This window comes from Streptomyces sp. NPDC059247 (assembly GCF_042754005.1).
In the GTDB taxonomy this organism is placed as follows: domain Bacteria; phylum Actinomycetota; class Actinomycetes; order Streptomycetales; family Streptomycetaceae; genus Streptomyces.
Map to the genome: position 1 here is coordinate 281882 of NZ_JBHYZW010000004.1, position 20490 is coordinate 302371.

The following is a 20490-nucleotide window of genomic DNA, read 5'->3' on the forward strand; positions in this document are numbered from 1 at the left end:
CCGGCGCCCGGGGGCGGGCATCCTCGGACCATGGTGCGAGGCGTACGGGGAAGACGACGCGGGACCCTGCTGCTGGCCGGGGTCCTGGCCTTCGGCGCGAGCGGCTGCGGGCCCGGGGACGCGCCCGTGCCCGGCGGTCCGCCCTCGGTGACGAGCGGCCCCGCCCTGCCGGGCACGGCGACCGGCCCCGGCACTCCGGCGACCGAGCCCCGGCCGGACGAGGTCCTCGTCGAAGTGGTCGTCAGCGGCGGCTTCGCGGGCATCCGCAACCGGCTCGTCGTGCGGTACGACGGGGCTTGGACCAGCGGTTCCGGCGGCGGGCCCGCCCGTACCGGCCGACAGAGCCCCGCCGAGGCGGGGGCCCTCCGGGCCGCGTTGGAGGACCCGGCGTACGCGCAGGTCCCGGACCGGCCGACCGGCCGCCCGATCGCCGACGGGTTCCAGTACGAGCTGACCCACCGAGGCCGTCTGGTCGTCGCGGGCGACGGGGAGCGCCCGCCCGCGCTCCAGCGGGTCTTCGCCGCGCTCCCGGAGGGCGGCCCGCCGACGAGCCCATGACCGGTCGGCCCGAAAAAGTCCGTGCCCGGTCCGCCCGAGGAATCCGAGCCCGGTCCACCCGGCGCGTGTCGGGCGGGTGCCCGGCGTGCGTCGGGCCGGTCGCCCGGCCCTCCGGGAAGGGGCCCGCCGGGCGCCCCCTCAGGGCTTCGCGACCGGCGCCGCCGGGAGGAGCCGTGACCCCGGCCGTCCGACAGTCCCCGATCAGCCCTTCGACGTCCCGGCGACGGGCCGTCCCGACCGAATCGTCCCGGCCGGATCTCCCCGGCCGCATCGGCCGACGGATCGACCCGAGGGTCCACGCCCGACCCACCCGGCCCCTCCCCCTCCCCTCCGCCTCCTCCCCCCCTCCCGCTCCCCTCCTCCCCCATCCGTCCTTTCCCCCCGTTCCCCCTGTCTTTCCCCCCGTCCGACCCGCCCCGCCCGTGACGAGAAGGCGAGAGGTCGCCACTCTTCCCGGGTTCACCCATCGCGGGACCGGGGTACGCGCGGTCGGGAGAACCCGTATCCATGACTCTTCCCAGGTTCACGATCCACCGGACCGGGTACGCGCGCGGTGGACCGGGTGCCCGGCCGTCGCACCCGCCGGAAGGACCCCGGCGCGGCGACGGGCGAGGCGCTCGTGGCCGGAACCGGTCCCCCCGTACGGGCGGGGGCCCACCACGGGACCGGCCGGAACCCGCCCCCGTCCCCGTAAAGCGTTTGTCCGTCGCCCGCCGCCCGCCGAGGATGGGCGCGAGCGGTCCCCGAGCCGAGAAGCGGAGAGAACGCCCGTGTCCCCACCCCAGACCCTCGACCGACGCGAAGGACCGTACGGAGAGGTCGTGCTGCGCCGCCGCGCCGAGCACTTCGAGATCATCGCCAACGGCACCTTCCTCATGGACACCTCCGACGGGCGCTCCGAGCGGCTCCTGATCGACGCGGCGCGGGACGCGCTGCCGGAGCGGGCCAGGCCCGGGGCCTCGGTCCTCATCGGCGGGCTCGGGGTCGGCTTCTCGCTCGCGCACGCCGCCGCCGACCCCCACTGGGGGCGGATCGCGGTGGTCGAGCGGGAGGAGGCGATCATCGACTGGCACCGGCGGGGCCCGCTCGCCTCGATCTCCGGAGCCGCGCTCGCCGATCCCCGGACCGTGATCCTGCACACGGACCTGGTGGAGTACCTCCACACCTCCCCCGACACCTACGACGTCCTGTGTCTGGACATCGACAACGGGCCCGACTGGACCGTGACCGAGGACAACGGATCCCTGTACGCGGCGGACGGGTTGGCGGCCTGCGCGGCCCGGCTGAAACCAGGCGGTGTGCTCGCCGTGTGGTCGGCCCGGCCCTCCGCCGATTTCGAAGAGTCCTTGCGGAATGCCGGATTCAACGGGGTACGGACGGAAGAAGTGCCCGTTGCCCGAGGCGTCCCCGACGCGGTCCATCTCGCGGTCCGTCCCGGGAGACTCGCCGGATAGCCGGGACACCGCCGGTACCTCTAGGCTGCTGCACCGACATCGGCGACGCGAGGCGGGGCAATGGACCAGACACACACCACTCACCACGGTGCGGCGGCCACTCCCGGGGCCCAGCGGCGCGTCCTGGTGGTCGAGGACGACGCCACGATCGTGGAGGCGATCTCCGCCCGGCTGCGCGCGGAGGGCTTCCTCGTGCAGACCGCGACCGACGGACCAGCCGCCGTGGAGGCGGCCGAGGCCTGGCAGCCGGACCTGATGGTCCTGGACGTCATGCTGCCCGGTTTCGACGGTCTGGAGGTGTGCCGCCGGGTCCAGTCGCAGCGGCCCGTCCCGGTGCTCATGCTGACCGCCCGTGACGACGAGACCGACATGCTGGTCGGTCTCGGCGTGGGCGCGGACGACTACATGACCAAGCCGTTCTCGATGCGCGAGCTGGCCGCCCGGGTGCACGTCCTGCTGCGCCGGGTGGAGCGGGCGACGCTCGCGGCGACCGCCCCGCGCGGCGGCACCCTGCGCCTGGGCGAACTGGAGATCGACCACGCGCAGCGCCGGGTGCGGGTGCGGGCCGAGGACGTGCACCTGACCCCCACCGAGTTCGACCTGCTGGTCTGTCTGGCGGGCACCCCGCGCGCGGTCCTCTCCCGCGAGCAGCTGCTCGCGGAGGTGTGGGACTGGGCGGACGCCTCGGGCACCCGGACCGTGGACAGCCACATCAAGGCGCTGCGCCGGAAGATCGGGGCCGAGCGCATCCGTACCGTCCACGGTGTCGGTTACGCGCTGGAGACCCCGGCGCCGTGAACCGGCGCGGGCCCGAGGGGTCGCGGGAGCCACGGGACGCCGACGGGCCGCGCCGTCCGGCGCGGGAGTGCGGCGCGGGCGCGCGGCGGGCGGCACGGGGCCCGGGTCCCGGAGCGGCCGGGACCGCGCCCGGCGCCGGGGCCCGCAGGCCCCGGCGGATCGTGATCTCGATCAAGACGAAGCTGGGCGCGCTGGTCGTCGGGGCGGTGCTGCTGACCTCGGGTCTGGCCCTGGTGGCGATCCGTACGTCCACCGAGTTCCGGTACATCACGATCTTCGCGATGATCGCGACCCTGCTGATCACCCAGTTCGTGGCGCAGTCGCTGACGGCTCCGCTGGACGAGATGACCACGGTGGCCGGGACGATCTCGCGCGGGGACTTCTCCCGGCGGGTGCGGGGCGCGGACCGGCGGGACGAGCTGGGCGACCTGGCCTCGACGATCAACCGCATGGCGGACGACCTGGAGGCGGTGGACCGGCACCGCAAGGAGCTGGTCGCCAATGTGTCGCACGAGCTGCGGACCCCGATCGCCGCGTTGCGGGCGGTCCTGGAGAACGTCGTGGACGGGGTGTCGGAGGCGGACCCGGAGACGATGCGGTCGGCGCTGCGGCAGACCGAGCGGCTGGGACGGCTCGTGGAGACGCTGCTCGACCTGTCCCGGCTCGACAACGGTGTCGTCACCCTGAAGGTGCGCCGCTTCGAGGTCTGGCCGTATCTGTCGGGTGTGCTGCGGGAGGCGAACCTGGCCGCGTCGCAGCGCGGTCTGTCGTCCACCTCGGGTCTGCACCGGCGGACGGACGTGCACCTGCACCTGGACGTGTCGCCGCCCGAGCTGGTCGCCCACGCGGACGCGGAGCGGCTGCACCAGGTGATGGCGAACCTGATCGACAACGCGGTGAAGCACTCGCCGCCGCACGGCCGGGTCACGGTCCGGGCCCGGCGCGGCCCGTTCCCCGACTCGCTGGAGCTGGAGGTCGAGGACGAGGGGCCCGGCATCCCGGAGTCGGAGCGGCACGCGGTCTTCGAGCGGTTCAACCGGGGTGCGGTGCCGCGCCGCCGGGGTCCGGGGAGCGACGGCGGCACGGGGCTCGGCCTGGCGATCGCCCGCTGGGCGGTGGATCTGCACGGCGGCGGGATCGGCGTGGCCGAATCGTCACGCGGGTGCCGGATCAGAGTCACCCTTCCGGGAAGCCTTCCACCACGGGATTGACGTAGGGTTCGAACCGGAGCAGCACGTTCTGCGTGTACATGAGCAGGAGGTGTGCTCGGGGGCGGCCGAAACGGGGTCGCGCTCGGGCTTTTCCGTACCCTGACGCAGCGGAACCACGTTTGTTTCCCGCCATTCCCGGCTCCGAAACACCGCGTCGAGTGTGACTTGCGCGACGTTGGAGCGCCCGGCCTGCACCTCCAGGCCGGACAGGCGTAGCCTTTATTTCCGCTGTCCATCACCTTGTGAAGCGGAAGAGGGCGGTTGCCGCCGTGTCGTCTCAGTCCCCCAGTACCCCGAGCTCCCCGACCGCCCAAGACGGGCAGGGCCAGAACCCTGCGACCGCCTTCGGCGCCAATGAGTGGCTCGTCGACGAGATCTACCAGCAGTACCTCCAGGACCCGAATTCGGTCGATCGTGCCTGGTGGGACTTCTTCGCCGACTACAAGCCGGGCACGTCGGAGACCCCGACCGCCCCGGCCGCCACCACGCCGAGCGCCCCCGCCGCGCCGCAGACGGGCCCCGCACAGGCCGCGCCTGCCGCTCCGGCGGCCGTACCGGCTCCCGCGCCCGCTCCGGTCGCGGCACCCGCCCCGGCTCCCGTGAAGCCCGCTCCGGCGCCCGCGCCGGTCGCCGTGAAGCCCGCCGCCGCTCCGGACGCCGTCAAGGCGGCCCCCGCGCAGTCGGCCGCTCAGGCTCCCTCGGGGCCCGAGCTGATCACGCTGCGCGGCCCCGCCGCCGCGGTCGCGAAGAACATGAACGCCTCCCTGGAGGTGCCGACGGCCACGTCCGTCCGCGCCGTCCCGGTGAAGCTGCTCTTCGACAACCGGATCGTGATCAACAACCACCTGAAGCGCGCCCGGGGCGGGAAGATCTCCTTCACGCACCTGATCGGCTACGCGATGGTGCAGGCGATCAAGGCCATGCCGTCGATGAACCACTCCTTCGCGGAGAAGGACGGCAAGCCGACCCTGGTCAAGCCGGAGCACGTGAACTTCGGTCTCGCGATCGACCTGGTGAAGCCCAACGGCGACCGCCAGCTCGTCGTCGCGGGCATCAAGAAGGCCGAGACGCTCAACTTCTTCGAGTTCTGGCAGGCGTACGAGGACATCGTGAAGCGGGCCCGCGTGGGCAAGCTGACGATGGACGACTTCACCGGCGTCACGGTCTCCCTGACCAACCCCGGCGGCCTCGGCACCGTCCACTCCGTGCCGCGTCTGATGCCCGGACAGTCGGTCATCATGGGCGTCGGCTCGATGGACTACCCGGCCGAGTTCCAGGGCACCTCCCAGGACACCCTGAACAAGCTGGGCATCGCGAAGGTCATGACCCTGACCTCGACGTACGACCACCGCGTGATCCAGGGCGCCGCCTCCGGCGAGTTCCTGCGCGTCGTCGCGAACCTCCTCCTCGGCGAGGAGGGCTTCTACGACGAGATCTTCAAGGCCCTGCGCATCCCCTACGAGCCGGTCCGCTGGCTCAAGGACATCGACGCCTCGCACGACGACGACGTCACCAAGGCCGCGCGGGTCTTCGAGCTGATCCACTCCTACCGGGTCCGCGGCCACGTCATGGCCGACACCGACCCGCTGGAGTACAAGCAGCGCAAGCACCCCGACCTGGACATCACCGAGCACGGCCTCACCCTGTGGGACCTGGAGCGCGAGTTCGCGGTCGGCGGCTTCGCCGGCAAGTCGATGATGAAGCTCCGCGAGATCCTCGGCGTGCTCCGTGACTCGTACTGCCGCACCACCGGCGTCGAGTTCATGCACATCCAGGACCCGAAGCAGCGCAAGTGGATCCAGGACCGCGTCGAGCGCCCGCACTCCCGCGTGGAGCGCGAGGAGCAGCTCCGGATCCTGCGCAGGCTGAACGCGGCGGAGGCCTTCGAGACCTTCCTGCAGACCAAGTACGTCGGCCAGAAGCGCTTCTCCCTGGAGGGCGGCGAGTCCGTCATCCCGCTGCTCGACGCGGTCATCGACTCGGCCGCCGAGTCGCGCCTCGACGAGGTCGTCATCGGCATGGCCCACCGCGGCCGGCTGAACGTCCTGGCGAACATCGTCGGCAAGTCGTACGCGCAGATCTTCCGCGAGTTCGAGGGCAACCTCGACCCGAAGTCGATGCACGGCTCCGGCGACGTCAAGTACCACCTGGGCGCCGAGGGCACCTTCACCGGCCTCGACGGCGAGCAGATCAAGGTCTCCCTCGCCGCGAACCCCTCGCACCTGGAGGCGGTCGACCCGGTCCTGGAAGGCATCGTCCGCGCCAAGCAGGACGTCATCAACAAGGGCGGCACGGACTTCACCGTCCTGCCCGTCGCCCTCCACGGCGACGCGGCCTTCGCGGGCCAGGGCGTCGTCGCCGAGACGCTGAACATGTCGCAGCTGCGGGGCTACCGCACCGGCGGCACGGTCCACATCGTCATCAACAACCAGGTCGGCTTCACCGCCGCCCCGGAGTCCTCGCGTTCCTCGATGTACGCGACCGACGTGGCCCGCATGATCGAGGCGCCGATCTTCCATGTGAACGGCGACGACCCGGAGGCCGTGGTCCGCGTCGCGCGGCTCGCCTTCGAGTTCCGTCAGACGTTCAACAAGGACGTCGTGATCGACCTCATCTGCTACCGCCGCCGCGGTCACAACGAGGGCGACAACCCCTCGTTCACCAACCCGCAGATGTACAACCTGATCGACAAGAAGCGTTCGGTGCGCAAGCTGTACACCGAGTCGCTCATCGGTCGCGGCGACATCACCCTGGAAGAGGCGGAGCAGTCGCTCCAGGACTTCCAGGGCCAGTTGGAGAAGGTGTTCGCGGAGGTCCGCGAGGCCACCGCCGCCCCGTCCCCGACGCACGTCCCGGACGCGCGCGCCGAGTTCCCGGTCGCCGTGACCACCGCGGTCTCCCAGGAGGTCGTGAAGCGGATCGCCGAGTCGCAGGTCAACATCCCGGAGCGGATCACGGTCCACCCGCGTCTGCTCCCGCAGATGCAGCGCCGTACCGCCTCCGTCGACGACGGCACCATCGACTGGGGCTTCGGCGAGACCCTCGCCATCGGCTCCCTGCTGATGGAGGGCACCCCGGTCCGGCTCTCCGGCCAGGACACGCGCCGCGGCACCTTCGGCCAGCGCCACGCGGTCCTGGTGGACCAGGAGACCGGCGAGGACTTCACCCCGCTGCTCTACCTGACCGAGGACCAGGCCCACTACAACGTCTACGACTCGCTGCTCAGCGAGTACGCGGCGATGGGCTTCGAGTACGGCTACTCGCTGGCCCGTCCGGACTCCCTGGTCGTCTGGGAGGCCCAGTTCGGTGACTTCGTCAACGGCGCGCAGACCGTCGTCGACGAGTTCATCTCCTCGGCCGAGCAGAAGTGGGGCCAGACCTCCGGCGTCACGCTGCTCCTGCCGCACGGCTACGAGGGCCAGGGCCCGGACCACTCGTCCGCGCGCCCGGAGCGCTTCCTCCAGATGTGCGCCCAGGACAACATGACGGTCGCCATGCCGACGCTGCCGTCGAACTACTTCCACCTGCTGCGCTGGCAGGTCCACAACCCGCACCACAAGCCGCTCATCGTCTTCACCCCGAAGTCGATGCTGCGTCTGAAGGCGGCGGCGTCCAAGGTGGAGGAGTTCACCACCGGCGGCTTCCGCCCGGTGATCGGCGACAGCACGGTCGACCCGGCCGACGTCCGCAAGGTCGTCTTCTGCGCCGGAAAGGTCTACTACGACCTGGAGGCCGAGCGCCAGAAGCGCGGCGACAAGGAGACCGCGATCATCCGGCTGGAGCGCCTGTACCCGCTGCCGGGGGCCGAGCTCCAGGCCGAGATCGCCAAGTACCCGAACGCGGCGAAGTACATCTGGGCCCAGGAGGAGCCGGCGAACCAGGGTGCCTGGCCGTTCATCGCGCTCAACCTGATCGACCACCTCGACCTGGCGGTCGGCGCGGACATCCCGGCGGGCGAGCGCCTGCGCCGGATCTCCCGTCCGCACTCCTCCTCCCCGGCGGTCGGCTCGGCCAAGCGCCACCAGGCGGAGCAGGCCCAGCTGGTCAGCGAGGTCTTCGACGCCTGACCGGCCGTTCCCGTACGCGTCCGCGCACGGGAACGGCAAGAGGCCCGGTACCCCGAGGGGTGCCGGGCCTCCGGCGTTCTCCCGACGGGCTCAGAGGTTGGCCTCGAAGTCCCAGTAGGGGCGGTTGCGCTGGCGGGCGGACAGGGTGTGCGGGTGCTGGGCGCCGAGGGTCCTGGTGAGGGAGAGCAGGGCGTCCTCCTCCAGCTTCCCGGCCTCCTCGGTCTCGCGCAGCCCCCGCAGGTCGGTGGCGAGCGAGATCTGGCAGGAGAGCGTCAGGGGGTGCTCGCCGCCGAGGGCGCGCCGGGCCCTGCGCAGGGTGTCGCGGCTCAGCTCGGCGGCCTCGACGACCCTGCCGTTGAAGTTGCGGGCCGCGGTGGCGTTGAGGGCGCAGCCGAGCACCCAGGGGTGGTCGGGGCCGAGCGTGACGCTGAGTCCGGCGAGCGCGGACTCCAGCATGGTCAGGGCCGAGGCCCGCTCGCCCGACGCCTGCATGACCAGGGCGGTGTTGGCGAGGACGCCGGTGGAGACGGGGTGGGCGGGCCCGAGGAGGGCCCGGTAGCCGGCCTCCGCCTCGGTGATGAGTTCTCTGGCGAGGTCGAGGTCGCCGTGCTCGCGCAGGAAGTTGGCGTAGTTGGTGACGGCGGAGAGCGTCACGTAGTGGTCGCGGCCGTAGGCCTGCTCCAGGTGTTCCAGGACCCCGGCCATCATGGCGCCGATGTCCTGCTGGCCGCCCTCCCTGCGGCGGCAGAGGGCCAGTTGGCTGCGCGCGTACAGGGTGTGGAGGTGCTGCGGTCCGAGGATCTTGACGTGCAGCCGGACGTTGGCCTCCTGGCGGCCGAGGGCCTCCCGGTAGCGGCCGAGCAGCCGCAGGTCCTGGGCGACGGCGTTGTTGGAGTTGAGCGTCGAGGCGTGGTGGGGGCGCAGGACGCTCTCGCAGCGGGCGAGGGTGTCGGCGTCCTGCTCGTACGCCTCCTGGTAGCGGCCGAGCATCCGCAGGACCACGCCGAGGTTGTGGCGGGCGACGAGGGTGAGGAACTGGGTCTCGCCCAGCAGGCTCCGGGCCTCGGCGAGGGACTCCCGCTGGAGCCTCTCCGACTCCTTGTACTGGCCGAGGAAGCGCAGGTCGCGCGCGAGGGAGACCTTGGTCTGCAGTTCGCCGAGCCGGTCGGTGGTCCCGGCGGCGGCCAGCCGTTCGCGCTGGGCGACGTCGAGGTCGTACGCCTCGCGGAAACGCCCGTAGCGGCGGAGGATGTCGCCTTCGAGGGTGGCGAGTTCCTGCATGTGCGGGGCGAGCGGCTCCATGAAGGCCGTCCACTCGTCGCGGATGCGGCCCGCGAGCCGGATGCCCGCCTTGTACTCGCCGCTGCGGTCGCAGAAGCGCAGGCAGTTGAGGACGGCGACCTGGATGCGCGGGTCGGTGGAGCGGAGCGCTCCGGACGGTTCCAGGTGCGGGAGGAGTTCGGAGTAGCGGGGCCACTGCCTGCTGTCGGTGGGGTTGCCGGGGTCGGCCTCGGCGAGGAGGGCGCGGACGGCCCTGCGGTGGGCGTCGCGGTGCTCCCCGTCGGTGAGGCGGGCGACGATGTCGTGCACCAGCCGGTGCATGTGGATCGACTCCTGGTGCGGGCCGATCTCGTCGGTGGTCATGGGGCCGCGGGTCTCGCGGGTGAGCACCGAGTAGTTGACGAGGGTGTCGAGGGCCCGGGTCCAGGCGGGCAGGTCGGTGGCCATCCAGCGCAGGTCCTCGGGCAGTTGGGCCTGCGGGTAGGCGCGGACGATGCCGAGGGGGATGCGGCCGGGGGCGAAGCTGGCGCACAGGCTGAGGATGTCGATGGCCTGGGGCTGGGCGCGGCGGAGCCGGTTGATCAGTATCGACCAGGAGGTGAGGGAGGCGCTGGGCATTCCGTCGCCCGTCATGGGGTCGTCGACGGTGGAGAGGCGTCCCTCGCGGACCATGCGCAGGTACTCGGGCGCGTCCATGCCGGACTCGCCGAGCCAGGCGGCGGCCTGGACGAGCGGCAGGGGTACGTCTCCGAATTCGGCGGCGACCTCGTCGGCTTCGGCGGCGTCGAGCTGCGGGGCGCGGCGCATCAGATAGCCGGTGGACTCGGCGCGGTCGAAGCTGGGGATCTCCAGGACGTCGGTGTGCTCGCGCCAGCCCCGGTTGCGGGAGGTGATGAGGACGTGGCCGGGGCCCTGCGGGAGCATGACGTCGATGCCGTCGGTGTCGTCCCAGCCGTCGAAGACGACGAGCCAGCGTCCGTGCGGGTCGCCGCGGCGCAGGGCCTCGCGGACGGCGCGGATGCGTTCGCCGGGTTCGTTGCCGACGGGGAGGCGGAGTTCGACGGCGAGTTCGCCGAGGCGGTCGCGCTGGACGTTGCGGTCGTCGGAGCTGACCCACCAGACGGCGTCGTAGTCGGGGCCGAAGCGGTGGGCGTACTCGGCGGCGATCTGGGTCTTGCCGATGCCGGACATGCCGAGGAGGGTGCACGCGGCGTTGCCGCGCTCGGCGTCCATGAGCCGTTCCTGGAGATCGGTGAGGAGGTCGTCGCGGCCGGTGAAGCGGGGGTTGCGGCGGGGGACCTCGCCCCAGATCTCGGGCGGGGTGTCGGGGTAGCGGACGAGGGCGCCGGGCGGGATGCGGCGGCCCCCTCGGCGGGGCTCGATGCCGAGCCTGCTGAGGAGGCGGGCTTCGGCCTCCTCCTCGCCGACGCCCCAGAGGCTGACCGGTTCGAGGACGGCGGTGGCCGGGAGGAGCGGGCGGTTGGTGAGGTTGACGGCGGCGAAGCGGTCGGCGTGGGCGGCGACGAAGCCGCGCAGGACGTCGTTCCACTCCCCCGCGGGCCGGGGGCCCAGCTCGAAGAACCAGTCGTTGAGGACGAGGAGGACCTGGCCCCGGGCGAGCAGCAGGTCCCCGAGCGAGTCCTCCAGGGGGACCTCGCGGGGCGGGTCCCAGCGCTGGAGGGTGGCGCGTACGCCGTGGGTGTCCAGGCGCTGGTTGATCCAGGCCGCCCACGGCCGGTGGTATCCGGGGAAGACCACCAGGACGTGTTCGAAGCTGATCCTGCCTCCGTGGCCCTCCGGGCCCCCGCCCGACCGCTGTTCCGCCATCTGTTACGTCTCCCGTCCCGCTCGCGCGCAACGCAGTGTCATGTGTCGTGGGCACAGTGTCACCCACGGGCCCCGGGACTCGCGCCGAGGCTCGCATGGAGCTGCCGCATGTGTCGGGCGAACTCCCGGCCCTCATTGGTCAGTTCATCGGATTCAAGCAGCATCGCCAGTGCTTCGCCCACCTGATCGTGGACATGGTCGAACTGCTGCGCGGCCCGGGTGCTCCAGGCCCCCGGCACCCGGGGGGCGTCCCGGGCCCTGCGCCACAGATCGGCCAGTGCCAGATGGGCGTAGGCCCCCTGGAAGACCCCGGAGACCGGGCGCTCGTCGGCGCGCCAGCCGACCCGGTAGAGCACGGCGGCGCGGCCGGGCCGGTAGAGCGGGACCAGTTCGTGGAGGGTGGACAGCTTGCTGTGGTGCAGCTCGTGCACCAGGGTCTCCGCCATGTCGAAGGCACCGGCGGACGGGGTCATGAGGACGGCCCCGGGGGCGACGCTCAGGGTGGCGCCGACGGCCCGGGGCCCCTGCGGGAGCAGCGGTACGAGCGCGCCGACCGTCCGGCCGATCTCCACCGCCCGCGCCGGGTCGGTCCGCCGCAGCAGCTCCCGGGCGGCCCGCCAGTGCCCGGACCAGGCGGAGTGGTCGATGTCGGGGCGTTCGGCGGCGATCCTGGCCGGGGTGCCCACGCCGCCGGGAGGCGCCCGGTACGGGTCGAGGTCGTCCAGGCGGGCGGCTCCCCCGGCGAGTTCGCGCAGACCGCGCCAGCCGGGGCCGCTGCCGGTCACGGCTCCGCCAGGGGGGCCGACGGGCCTGAGGAGCGCGGCCGGGGCGCCGGGGGCCGCCTCGGAGTGGACCCGTACGACCTGGGAGCGCGAGATCAGCCGGACCGGGCCGGGGGGCACCAGGACGTTCCCGGCGCCGGGCAGGGGGAGCACTCCGCCGGGGGCCCGCAGCACCAGGTCGAGGGGGCGTCCGGCGCGTACGGCGGCGGTGGCGGCGAGCGGTTCGAGATGGGCCAGGTGCCGGTCGAGCGCGGGCCCGGGGGGCGCGGTGAGGGCGGCGGCGAGCCAGGCGCCGGTGGTCGGGTAGTCGAGGACGGCGCGGACCACGCCGGGGGCGCCGCGCTCGGTCCGTTCGAGGAGGTTCCAGGCGGCTTCGAAGCCGCGCAGGGTCTCGGGGGCGATCCGGTCGCGGTGCCGCCGCACCCGCACGAGCAGGGCCTTGAGCAGCAGCAGGCGGCGGGCGTGCATCCCGGACCGCAGGAAGGCCGTCCCCGCCGGGCCGGGCCGGGTGGCGGCCAGCGCGGCGAAGGCGGCGGGCCGCGGCGGCGCGGCGATCACTCCCGCCCCCCGGACCGGACCGGGGGAGGCGGCTGCGGGGGGAGGGGGGCGGAGTCCGGCTGTCGGGGGCGGGGGCGGGATCGCGGGCCGCCGAGGCGGGGCCCGGAGCCCGGCTGCCCGGGGCCGGGCCGGGAACGCGGGCCGCCGAGGCGGGGCCCGGAGAGCACGTGTCCGCCGGGGGGCGCGGGAGCCGCCGGGCGGACCCCCGGCGGCCGAGAACAGGCTTCGGAGGACGGCTGTGGGAGACGGGGCGCGGCGCGCGAACCGGAGTCCGACTGTCCGGGGCAGAGCCGGGAACGCGGGCCGCCGCGGCAAGGCCCGGAGAGCGCGCGTCCGACGCAGGGTGCGGGGACCGCCTGTGGGAAGCGGGGTGCGGGGCGGGGCCCGGAGTCCGGCTGCCCGAGGAGGCAGGGCCCTGAGAGCGCGCGTCCGGCAGGGCGCGTCGGCCCCGTGTCGGAGGGGTCGTGCGCGGGGTGGGGGGTGAGGGGCGGGCCCGGGGTGGTGGAGTCGGCTGGATTCCGCCGGTCGGTCGGAGCGTGGACGGGGGTCGGCCGGGCGGCGCGGGCCGCTCGGCCGTCAGTCGGCGAGGGCGTCCTCCGGCCAGGAGACGACCAGATCCGAGGGGTCGCGCAGTATTCTCTCGACCGCCGCGCCGAGAACGGCGTCGTCCATGACCCGCAGGGTCCGCAGGTCGACGGCGGCGAGATCGGGCCGATGCGGAGACCGGTCGGCATGGCGGTCGGCATGACGGCCGGCACCGATCGCCCACTCCGTACGCTCGAACACTCCCGGCTCCTCCTCACCGACGCTGTCCCCCACGGTCGTAGCGGCGCAGCGGTTCTTCCCGACGCGGGTAGACCGGAAACCCATTCGATTCAACTGCGCTCATTCGCGCCCCCGTCATCCAGCCGTTCCGTCGGACGCTCGTCCGGCGGTGTCGCTCCAGGTCCACCAGGGCGGCGCGACGCCCCGCCGGTCCCCCTCGGCGGGGTGGGCGTTCGGCCGGTCGTGGAGGCCCTCCACCTCCGCGAGCAGGGCCCTGGTCCGTTCCACGTCCGCCCGTTCGACCTCCACGAGCCGTCCGGTGAGCCGCCGCCACTGTTCGGCCGCCGTCAGCAGTTCCTTCCTGGCCCGGCCGGGGCGGCCCATCAGCCAGAGGGTCGCGCCCAGGGCGTGCCGGGCGCGGGCGCCGGTGACCGTGCCCGGGTCGTCGCCGTGGGCGGCGCGGGACTCCTCCGCCGCGTTGCGGTACGCGGCGAGGGCATCGCCGATCGCCCCGTCCCAGGCCACCTCCGCCAGTTCCAGTCGTACCCGGCCCAGTTGGAGCCAGACCTCGGCCCGCTCGCCGGGGTCTTCGGTGCCCCGGAGGGCCTGTTCGAGGAGGTGGCGGCTCTCGAAGAGGTCGGGCAGGAATCCGGCGCGGTGGAAGCGGAGCGCGAGGACGCTGCCGATCAGGGTCCTCGCCCTGGCCCGTTCGGGCGCTCCCGAGGGGAGCCGGGTGAGGGCTTCGCGCAGCACGCCCTCGGCCCGGTCGACGGGGGCCGTTCCGGTGTCGGCCGCCGCCCGCCGCAGCAGCGATCCGCCCCAGGTGAGCAGGAGCGGGCCGCGCTGCGCGCTGTCGTCGGGGGCGAGGAGGGTGGCCTCCTCGTACGCCTCGTCGGCGGCGGTCCCGTCGCCCTCGGTGTCGTACAGGCGGGCGCGGGCGGTGGTGAGGCGCAGCCGCAGGGCGTGGCCGTCGCCGAGGAGGGGTTCGGCGCGGTCGAGCGCGAGGCGGACGCGCCCGTGGTCGGCCCCGGCGAGGTGCAGGGCGTCGGCGAGGTCGAGGAAGGCGGCGGCGCTCTCGCGGAGGGTGAGGGCGGCGTCGAGTTCCCCGGCGGCGGCCTCGCCGTCGCCCCGGGCGAGGAGCAGTCGGCCGCGCCGCAGGTGGAGGGTGTGGCGGGTGGTCTCGGGCCAGTGCGCGACGTCCCCGGCGAGGGCGGTGAGGGCCGCGTCGAGGTGGCCGGGGTCGTGGGTGTCGCGCCACAGGGCGTGGTGGACGACGGCGAGTTCGAGACGGGCCTCGGCCCACGCCTCCTCGCCGGTACGGGCGAGTTCCCCGGCGCGTACGAGGGTTTCGGCGGCCCGGCCGAGGAGGGCGGGGCGGCGGCCGGTGCGGCGGGCGGCGGCGGTGCCCGCCTCGGCGTACAGGGCGCGGGCGAGGACGATGCGGGCCTCGACGGGTTCGGCGGGGAGGGCCGCCTCGGCGCGCTCGCGGGCCCCGGCGAGCAGGGCGGGGTCGGACTGGCCCCGGCCCTGGGCGAGGAGGCGGCGGGCCTCGGTGAGCGGGTCGGGGGTGACCAGGTCGGGGTGGTAGAAGCGGAGGACGCGGGCGGGGATGCGGGCGAACAGTTCGGTCTCGGCGCCCTCGGGGCCCAGGGGTTCGTCGGTCTCCTCGGGGAGTCCGGCGCGCCCGGTCCCGCCGTCGCCGGGGCCCGGCTCGGTCTCCGTGCCCGAGAGGCGGGCGGCTGCGAGGGCGGGGAAGTTCCTCATGCCCTGGCCGAAGTTGCGCTCCACGTAGGCGGAGCAGTGCTTGAGGACGAGGGCGGCGGCGCTGGGGTCGAGCGAGCCGAGGAGGTGCTGCTGGATGCCGGGCGGATAGCTGAAGCAGGGGTACGGGGTGGGGCCCGGGAGCCGTCGCAGGAGGCCGCTGAGGAGCACTTCGGCCAGTTCCATGGGTCCGGTGTCGGGGAGCATGGCGCGCTGCACGAGCTGCATGACGGGCAGGGTCAGCGGGGCGGCGGCGAGGTGGACGGCGAGCCGGAGCGCCCCGGGCGAGGCACCGGCCCGGAAGGCGCGCAGGAGTTCGTCGTCGGCGCGGGGGGCGCGGGGCGTTCCGGGGGTGCGGGGCGCGGTCCGCTCGGGTCCGAGCCAGGCGGCCCAGCCGCGTACCGCGTCACCGCCGTGTCCGGTGTGGAGGCGGGTCCAGGAGGCGAAGGCCTCGGGGGTGGGGGTGAGCACGGGGACGGCCCGGCGGCCGGGGACGGGGGGTCCCCAGGGTTCGTCGTCGGAGCGGAAGGCGGGGTGGCCGCCGGGGACGGCGGAGCGCTGGAAGGTGCCGGGTTCGGCGGGGAGCGCGGTGCGGGGCCACAGCCGCGGCGGCAGGGGCTGGACGAGGGCGAGCGGGGAGCGGCGGGGCCACTGGCGGAGGAAGCGCTGGGCGGCGCCGCTCTGCCAGAGGGGTCCGACGCAGTCGCTGACGACCAGGGTGAGGCGGCGGCCGGTGGGGTCGTGGAGCTGGTCGACGGGGCGCAGCCGGGGGCGGCCGTCGGCGCCGGAGGTGGTGGTGACGAGCGGGGGTCCCTCGCCGGTGTCGTGGAGGCGGTGGACCTGGACGTCCCGGAAGGCGCCGGACTGCTGGCAGGCCTGGCGGAGTTCCTCGACCATCCGGCTCCAGACGACCATGGCGGGGCCGGTGTCCATGAGGAGCTGGATGTCGGGGCGGCGGCCCGCGGCGGGACGCATGACGGGGGTGAGGACGCCTGCGGCGGCGCTGCGTTCGGCGGTGGCCTCCTCGTCGAGGGTGCCTTCGCCGGGCCGGTGCGGGGCGAGGGTGTAGTCGCGCAGGGGGCGCAGGGCCTTCTGGAGGCCGAGGAGTCCGGGGAGGGCGTTGGCTCCGGGGGCGCGGACGGGCAGGGTCGCGCCGCGCTCGGGTGCTCCGGCGGGCCGGGGGACGATCCCGGCGCCGGTGGCCATGTGGAGGCCCACGGAGTCACGGGCGGGCGTGTCCCCGGGGGCGGGCGTGGCGGTCGCGGTGCCGGTGGGCCCGCCCGGCGGGCCGTCGCCGGGGGTGCCCGGACGGTCGCGGTCGGCCGGGTCCTCCGGGGCGGCGGGGCGCTCGGTGTCCTCCCGGTCCTCCCGGTCCTCCTGTCCGGCCCGGTCCGCGCGGTCGGCCGGGGCCGCCGGGCCCTCCGGTTCCCCGGGGGGAGGGCCGGGCAGCCACCGGGACAGCCAGACGGCGTCGGCGATGTCCTCGGCGGTGGGGTCCTGGCCGGCGGCCCGAAGTCTGCGGGTCAGCTCCTCCAGCTGGGTCCGGAGCATACGACCGTCACCTCGGCTGGTCGAGTGGCTGCATGAGCATGTCGGCGATGCGTTCCCTGGTGACCCGTTCCGCGCGGGAGGCGTGCTGGGTCAGGTAGAGGGCGTTGAGGAGCTGGTCGGTGGCGATCACCTCGCCGGGTTCCCGGTTGAGGAAGCGCTGGACGAGTCCCCGTTCCGCCTCTCCGGTGGCGGTGTCGCCGCCCAGGTGCGCCTCGATCATCGCGCCGACCTGTTCCTCGCCGGGCGGTTCGAGTTCCAGCCGGATGCAGCGGCGCAGCAGGGCGGCGGGGAAGTCCCGTTCGCCGTTGGAGGTGAGGACAATGAAGGGGAAGGTGGTGCAGCGGACCCGGCCTCCGAAGACGGGGACCGTGCGGCCGTCGTCGCTGAGCACCTCGACGACGGGTTCGCGGTTCGCGATCCTTTCCAGCTCGGGAATGGCGAACTCGCCTTCCTCCAGGGCGTTCAGGAGGTCGTTCGGCAGGTCGAGGTCGCTCTTGTCGAGTTCGTCGATGAGCAGCACCCGGGGCTGCTCGGAGGGGAGCAGCGCGGTTCCGAGCGGCCCCAGCCTGATGTACGAGCCGATGCCCGCGGGGGTGGCGGCCGTGGGGCCGGGCGCCCCGGTCTGGGCGCGTTCCAGCTGGACGTCCTGGAGGCGGCCGATGGCGTCGTACCGGTAGAGGCCGTCCTGGAGGGTCGTACGGCTGACGATCGGCCAGCGCAGGACCCGGCCGAGGCGCAGTTCGTGGGCGACGGCGTGCGCGAGGGTGGACTTGCCGGTGCCGGGGTTGCCGGTGACGAGCAGGGGGCGGCGCAGATAGAGGGCGGCGTTGACGGCGTCGGTCTCGGCGGGCCGGGGGTGGTGGTTCTGGACGAGCCTGCGCCGGACGCCGAGCCGCCGGTCGGCACCGGCCAGGGTGTCGTCGGCGCCGCCCGTCGAGAAGTCGCGCCAGGGCGGCGGGGCGGGCAGCCGCTGGATCTCGTCGTGCGGAAGACCGGCGCCACGGTAGATCCGCCAATCGTTCACGATGGACTCCTCCTGGCTGTGGTGTCGTTGCCGGGCCCGTCGAACGTACCGCCCGGAGGCGGCGGCTGCCGACGGGCCTTCAGGACGGATCGCGGGCGTCCGGTCCCGGTGGCCGCTCCCGTCACTGCTCCCCCTCCCCGAGCAGGGGCGGGGCTTCCAGTCGGCCGCCGTGCGGCGGCCGGTCGGGCGGGTCGAGCAGGACGGCGATGCTCTCCGCCCAGGCGTACGCGGCGCGTGCCTCGGGTCCGGCCGCCCGGTCGGTCGCCCGGGTGCGCAGGGAGCGGACCGGGCCGCGCACTCCCCAGGCGGTGGCGGCGTCGGTGAGCAGCCGGTCGGCGCGCTCGTGGAACTCTGCGCAGTCGGTGTGGTCGTGGGCGCCGGTCCGCCAGAGCGCGAGCGGGTGGCCGGCGGCCAGCGCCGCGTTCATCGCCATGAGTCCGTCGCCGCTGCCGACCGGGCCGCAGTAGACGGGGACGGTGCCGCCCGCCGCGTCCCTGAGCCGGTCGTACGTCTCCGCCCAGGTCTCCCGGCGGACGCGCGCGGTGTGCGCGTCGGGGCCCGCGCCGGGCGCTTCGGCGCGCAGCGGGGCGGCGTGCAGCGGGCCGCGCTCCCCGGCCTCCCAGCGCTCGCGCCATTCGGGGGCGGGTTCCCTGGTGTGTCTGCGGGCGTCCCGGATGACGACGATCCGGCGCTGGCCGAGAGTCGTCGTCCAGGCGTCGTCGGGGCCGGGGGGCGGTTCGAGGCGCCAGGTGTCGAGGGGTTCGTCGAAGAGTTCGCGGGGGAGCACGGCCTCCACGGCAGCCAGGTGGGGTCCGCTGTCGCCGCGCCGCAGGGCGTCCGCGAGGGGTTCGCGCAGGGTCTCCCTGAGTCGGGCCCGCTCGACGCCCCGGTCGTCGCAGTGGAGGGGGCTGACGGTCTCCCCGTCGAGCAGCAGTTTGACCCGCCACGGGTAACGGCGGTCGTAGCGGGGGGTGTCGATCTCCAGGAGGACGTCGGCACGCGCGCGTGGTTCGCGTACGGACAGGGGGGCGGGGCGGCCGGGGCTGACGAGCCCGTCGATCTCGCGGCGCAGGAACCGGCCCGCGTCGCCCGACTCGTCGATGATCCAGCGGGTGAGTCCGGCGGTGTCGGCCCGGGGCCCGTACCGGCCGCCGACGTGCCGGACGACATGGGCCGCGTACAGGAGCACCGCGTCCGGTTCGAGGTCGGTGACGCCGTCCCTGCGGGGGGCGCGGAGTCCGCGCAGGAGTCCGGCGCCCTCGCTCCAGGTGCGGGGGTCGTGCTCCAGGGCGTCCGGCAGGTCGTCCTCCCTGATCCAGGCCTTGACCTGGTCGACGAGGTCGAGGATCTCGCCGGGCGCGGTGGGTGCGGGGAGGTCGGCGAAGTGTCCGTAGAGGTGGGTGCGCTGTCCGGGGGTGAGGCCCGGTGAGGCGGGCAGCAGCCGCTGGGCGCGGGTCCAGTCGGGCCGGTCGTCCAGCGAGCGGTAGCGGGCGAGGTGGTGCCGGTCGTGGGCGCGCAGGGCCTCGCCCACCGCTTCGCCGCCGGGCAGGTCGTGCAGTCTGCGCAGGGCGGTGATGGGGACGACGGCGCCCCCGTCGGGTCCCCGGCCCTTGTTGAGCCCGATGACGGCGCCCTGCCGGTGGTCGAGGACGGGGCCGCCAGAGCAGCCCTCGACGGGCATGACCCAGTCGGTGAGGAGGGCCTTCCCGTCGCTGCCGTTCAGGGTGCCGTGGACGTGCCGGACGCCGAGTTCGCCGGTCTCGCGGGACCAGCCGTGCAGTCCGACGGGGGTGGGCAGCGCGGGCGGGCGCTCGCTGAGCCGTACGCACGAGGCCTTCTGCGTGCCGGGGACGCGGACGAGCGCGAGGTCGGGGAAGGGCCACCGGTCCGGCGGGGCGTCGGGGTGCTCGGGGCGGGGCAGGGCGAGCGCGACGGTGCCGACGGTCTCCCGGGTGGTCTTGCCGTCCTCCCAGGTGATGCCGACGGCCGGTTCGCTCCTCCACACCGCGCTTCCTCCCTCGGCCACGACATGGGCGCAGGTCAGCACCCAGCCGGGGGCGATGAAGAAGCCGGTGCCCCAGTACCGGTCGCCGCCGGGGTCATACCCGCCGCCGGGAGCGGCGATGCGCACGAGAGCGGGGCGCACGAGAGCGTCGAAGGGGCTCATGCGGTGCCGTCTTCCGTCGGCCCCCCTTCGGGGGTTCTCTCCGGGGCGCCGGAACCGGCCGGGGGCGCGGGCGGCGCTTCGGCGGGGGGCGCGGCGGGCGTCGGGGGCACGGTCGGCGCGGGCGGCACGACGGCGGCACGCGCGGGCGGGATGTGCGGGGCGGGGGGTACTGATACGGCGGCGGGCGGGGGGACGGGTGCCGGGGGGACGGGGACGGGCGGGGGGACGGGTGCCAGGGCCCCGGCACCGGGGGCTTCGGCGGACGGGGCACCCGGGGGAAGGGCTCCGGCGTCCGGGGCGGGGAGGTCGGTGGTGCGGCCCGGTTCGGTCCAGGTCAGGGAGACGTTCACGGAGGCCGTTCCGGAGCCGTCGGCGAGGACCCCGATGACCTTGCCCGACTGGGCCGACAGTTCGATGCCGAAGCTGACGGCGACCTCCACCGGGCCCCTGGGTTCGAGCCCGGCGCGCAGCGAGCCGACCACCCCGCGCACCACGTCCGTGAGCCCGCCGGTCATCGAGACCACCCGGTCCCTGACACCGGTGTCCTGGAACCCGCCGCCCCGGCCGAGTTCCTGCACGTCACGGACCCTGGCCCACACCGGTGTGCCGTCGTCCAGCCGAACCCTGGCGATTCCGTCCGTCACAGCGGCCCCCGCTCCACGAAACGATGATGGAGAAGGCTAGTC

General features: G+C 74.4%; 12 protein-coding genes. 5 read left to right on the top strand and 7 right to left on the bottom strand.

Annotation, left to right across the window (positions count from 1 at the left end):
* Window positions 1-30 precede the first annotated feature (30 nt).
* The 5 genes from ACFXGN_RS11155 (at window position 31) to ACFXGN_RS11175 (ending at window position 8088) form a co-directional block, all read left to right on the top strand.
* Window positions 31-558 carry a hypothetical protein gene (locus ACFXGN_RS11155; protein ID WP_384856445.1) on the top strand — a complete coding sequence of 176 codons (528 nt, stop codon included), beginning with the start codon at window positions 31-33 and terminating at the stop codon, window positions 556-558.
* A gap of 770 nt (window positions 559-1328) precedes the next feature.
* Entirely contained in the window at window positions 1329-2012 is a 684-nt protein-coding gene (locus ACFXGN_RS11160; RefSeq protein WP_384856447.1) for a spermidine synthase, read from the top strand.
* Between the two features lie 60 nt (window positions 2013-2072).
* Complete coding sequence (locus ACFXGN_RS11165) at window positions 2073-2810, top strand: response regulator transcription factor (protein ID WP_384856450.1); 738 nt, start codon at window positions 2073-2075, stop codon at window positions 2808-2810.
* A gap of 158 nt (window positions 2811-2968) precedes the next feature.
* The gene (locus ACFXGN_RS11170) at window positions 2969-4021 is read left to right on the top strand and encodes an ATP-binding protein (RefSeq protein ID WP_384856841.1); all 1053 of its coding nucleotides are present in this window, start codon (window positions 2969-2971) and stop codon (window positions 4019-4021) included.
* A gap of 269 nt (window positions 4022-4290) precedes the next feature.
* The gene (locus ACFXGN_RS11175) at window positions 4291-8088 is read left to right on the top strand and encodes a multifunctional oxoglutarate decarboxylase/oxoglutarate dehydrogenase thiamine pyrophosphate-binding subunit/dihydrolipoyllysine-residue succinyltransferase subunit (RefSeq protein WP_384856453.1); all 3798 of its coding nucleotides are present in this window, start codon (window positions 4291-4293) and stop codon (window positions 8086-8088) included.
* A gap of 90 nt (window positions 8089-8178) precedes the next feature.
* Here the strand turns inward: ACFXGN_RS11175 and fxsT are convergent, their stop codons facing one another.
* The 7 genes from fxsT to ACFXGN_RS11210 form a co-directional block, all read right to left on the bottom strand.
* Window positions 8179-11196: an FxSxx-COOH system tetratricopeptide repeat protein gene (gene fxsT, locus ACFXGN_RS11180; protein WP_384856455.1), complete on the bottom strand. Its 3018-nt coding sequence runs from the start codon at window positions 11194-11196 to the stop codon at window positions 8179-8181.
* A 59-nt stretch (window positions 11197-11255) separates the two neighbouring features.
* A complete protein-coding gene (locus tag ACFXGN_RS11185; protein ID WP_384856458.1) occupies window positions 11256-12536 on the bottom strand; it encodes an HEXXH motif domain-containing protein in 1281 nt (426 codons plus the stop codon).
* Window positions 12537-13112: 576 nt separating this feature from the next.
* Window positions 13113-13322 (bottom strand): hypothetical protein, encoded by a 210-nt coding sequence (locus ACFXGN_RS11190; protein WP_384856461.1) that lies wholly within the window; start codon window positions 13320-13322, stop codon window positions 13113-13115.
* 114 nt (window positions 13323-13436) lie between these two features.
* Complete coding sequence (locus ACFXGN_RS11195) at window positions 13437-16613, bottom strand: SAV_2336 N-terminal domain-related protein (protein WP_384856464.1); 3177 nt, start codon at window positions 16611-16613, stop codon at window positions 13437-13439.
* A gap of 7 nt (window positions 16614-16620) precedes the next feature.
* The gene (locus tag ACFXGN_RS11200; protein ID WP_384856467.1) at window positions 16621-17637 is read right to left on the bottom strand and encodes an AAA family ATPase; all 1017 of its coding nucleotides are present in this window, start codon (window positions 17635-17637) and stop codon (window positions 16621-16623) included.
* Window positions 17638-17758: 121 nt separating this feature from the next.
* The gene (locus ACFXGN_RS11205; RefSeq protein WP_384856469.1) at window positions 17759-19804 is read right to left on the bottom strand and encodes a trypsin-like peptidase domain-containing protein; all 2046 of its coding nucleotides are present in this window, start codon (window positions 19802-19804) and stop codon (window positions 17759-17761) included.
* Window positions 19801-20448 (bottom strand): CU044_2847 family protein, encoded by a 648-nt coding sequence (locus tag ACFXGN_RS11210; protein WP_384856472.1) that lies wholly within the window; start codon window positions 20446-20448, stop codon window positions 19801-19803. The genes ACFXGN_RS11205 and ACFXGN_RS11210 overlap by 4 nt, the downstream gene beginning before the upstream one ends.
* Window positions 20449-20490: the final 42 nt, after the last annotated feature.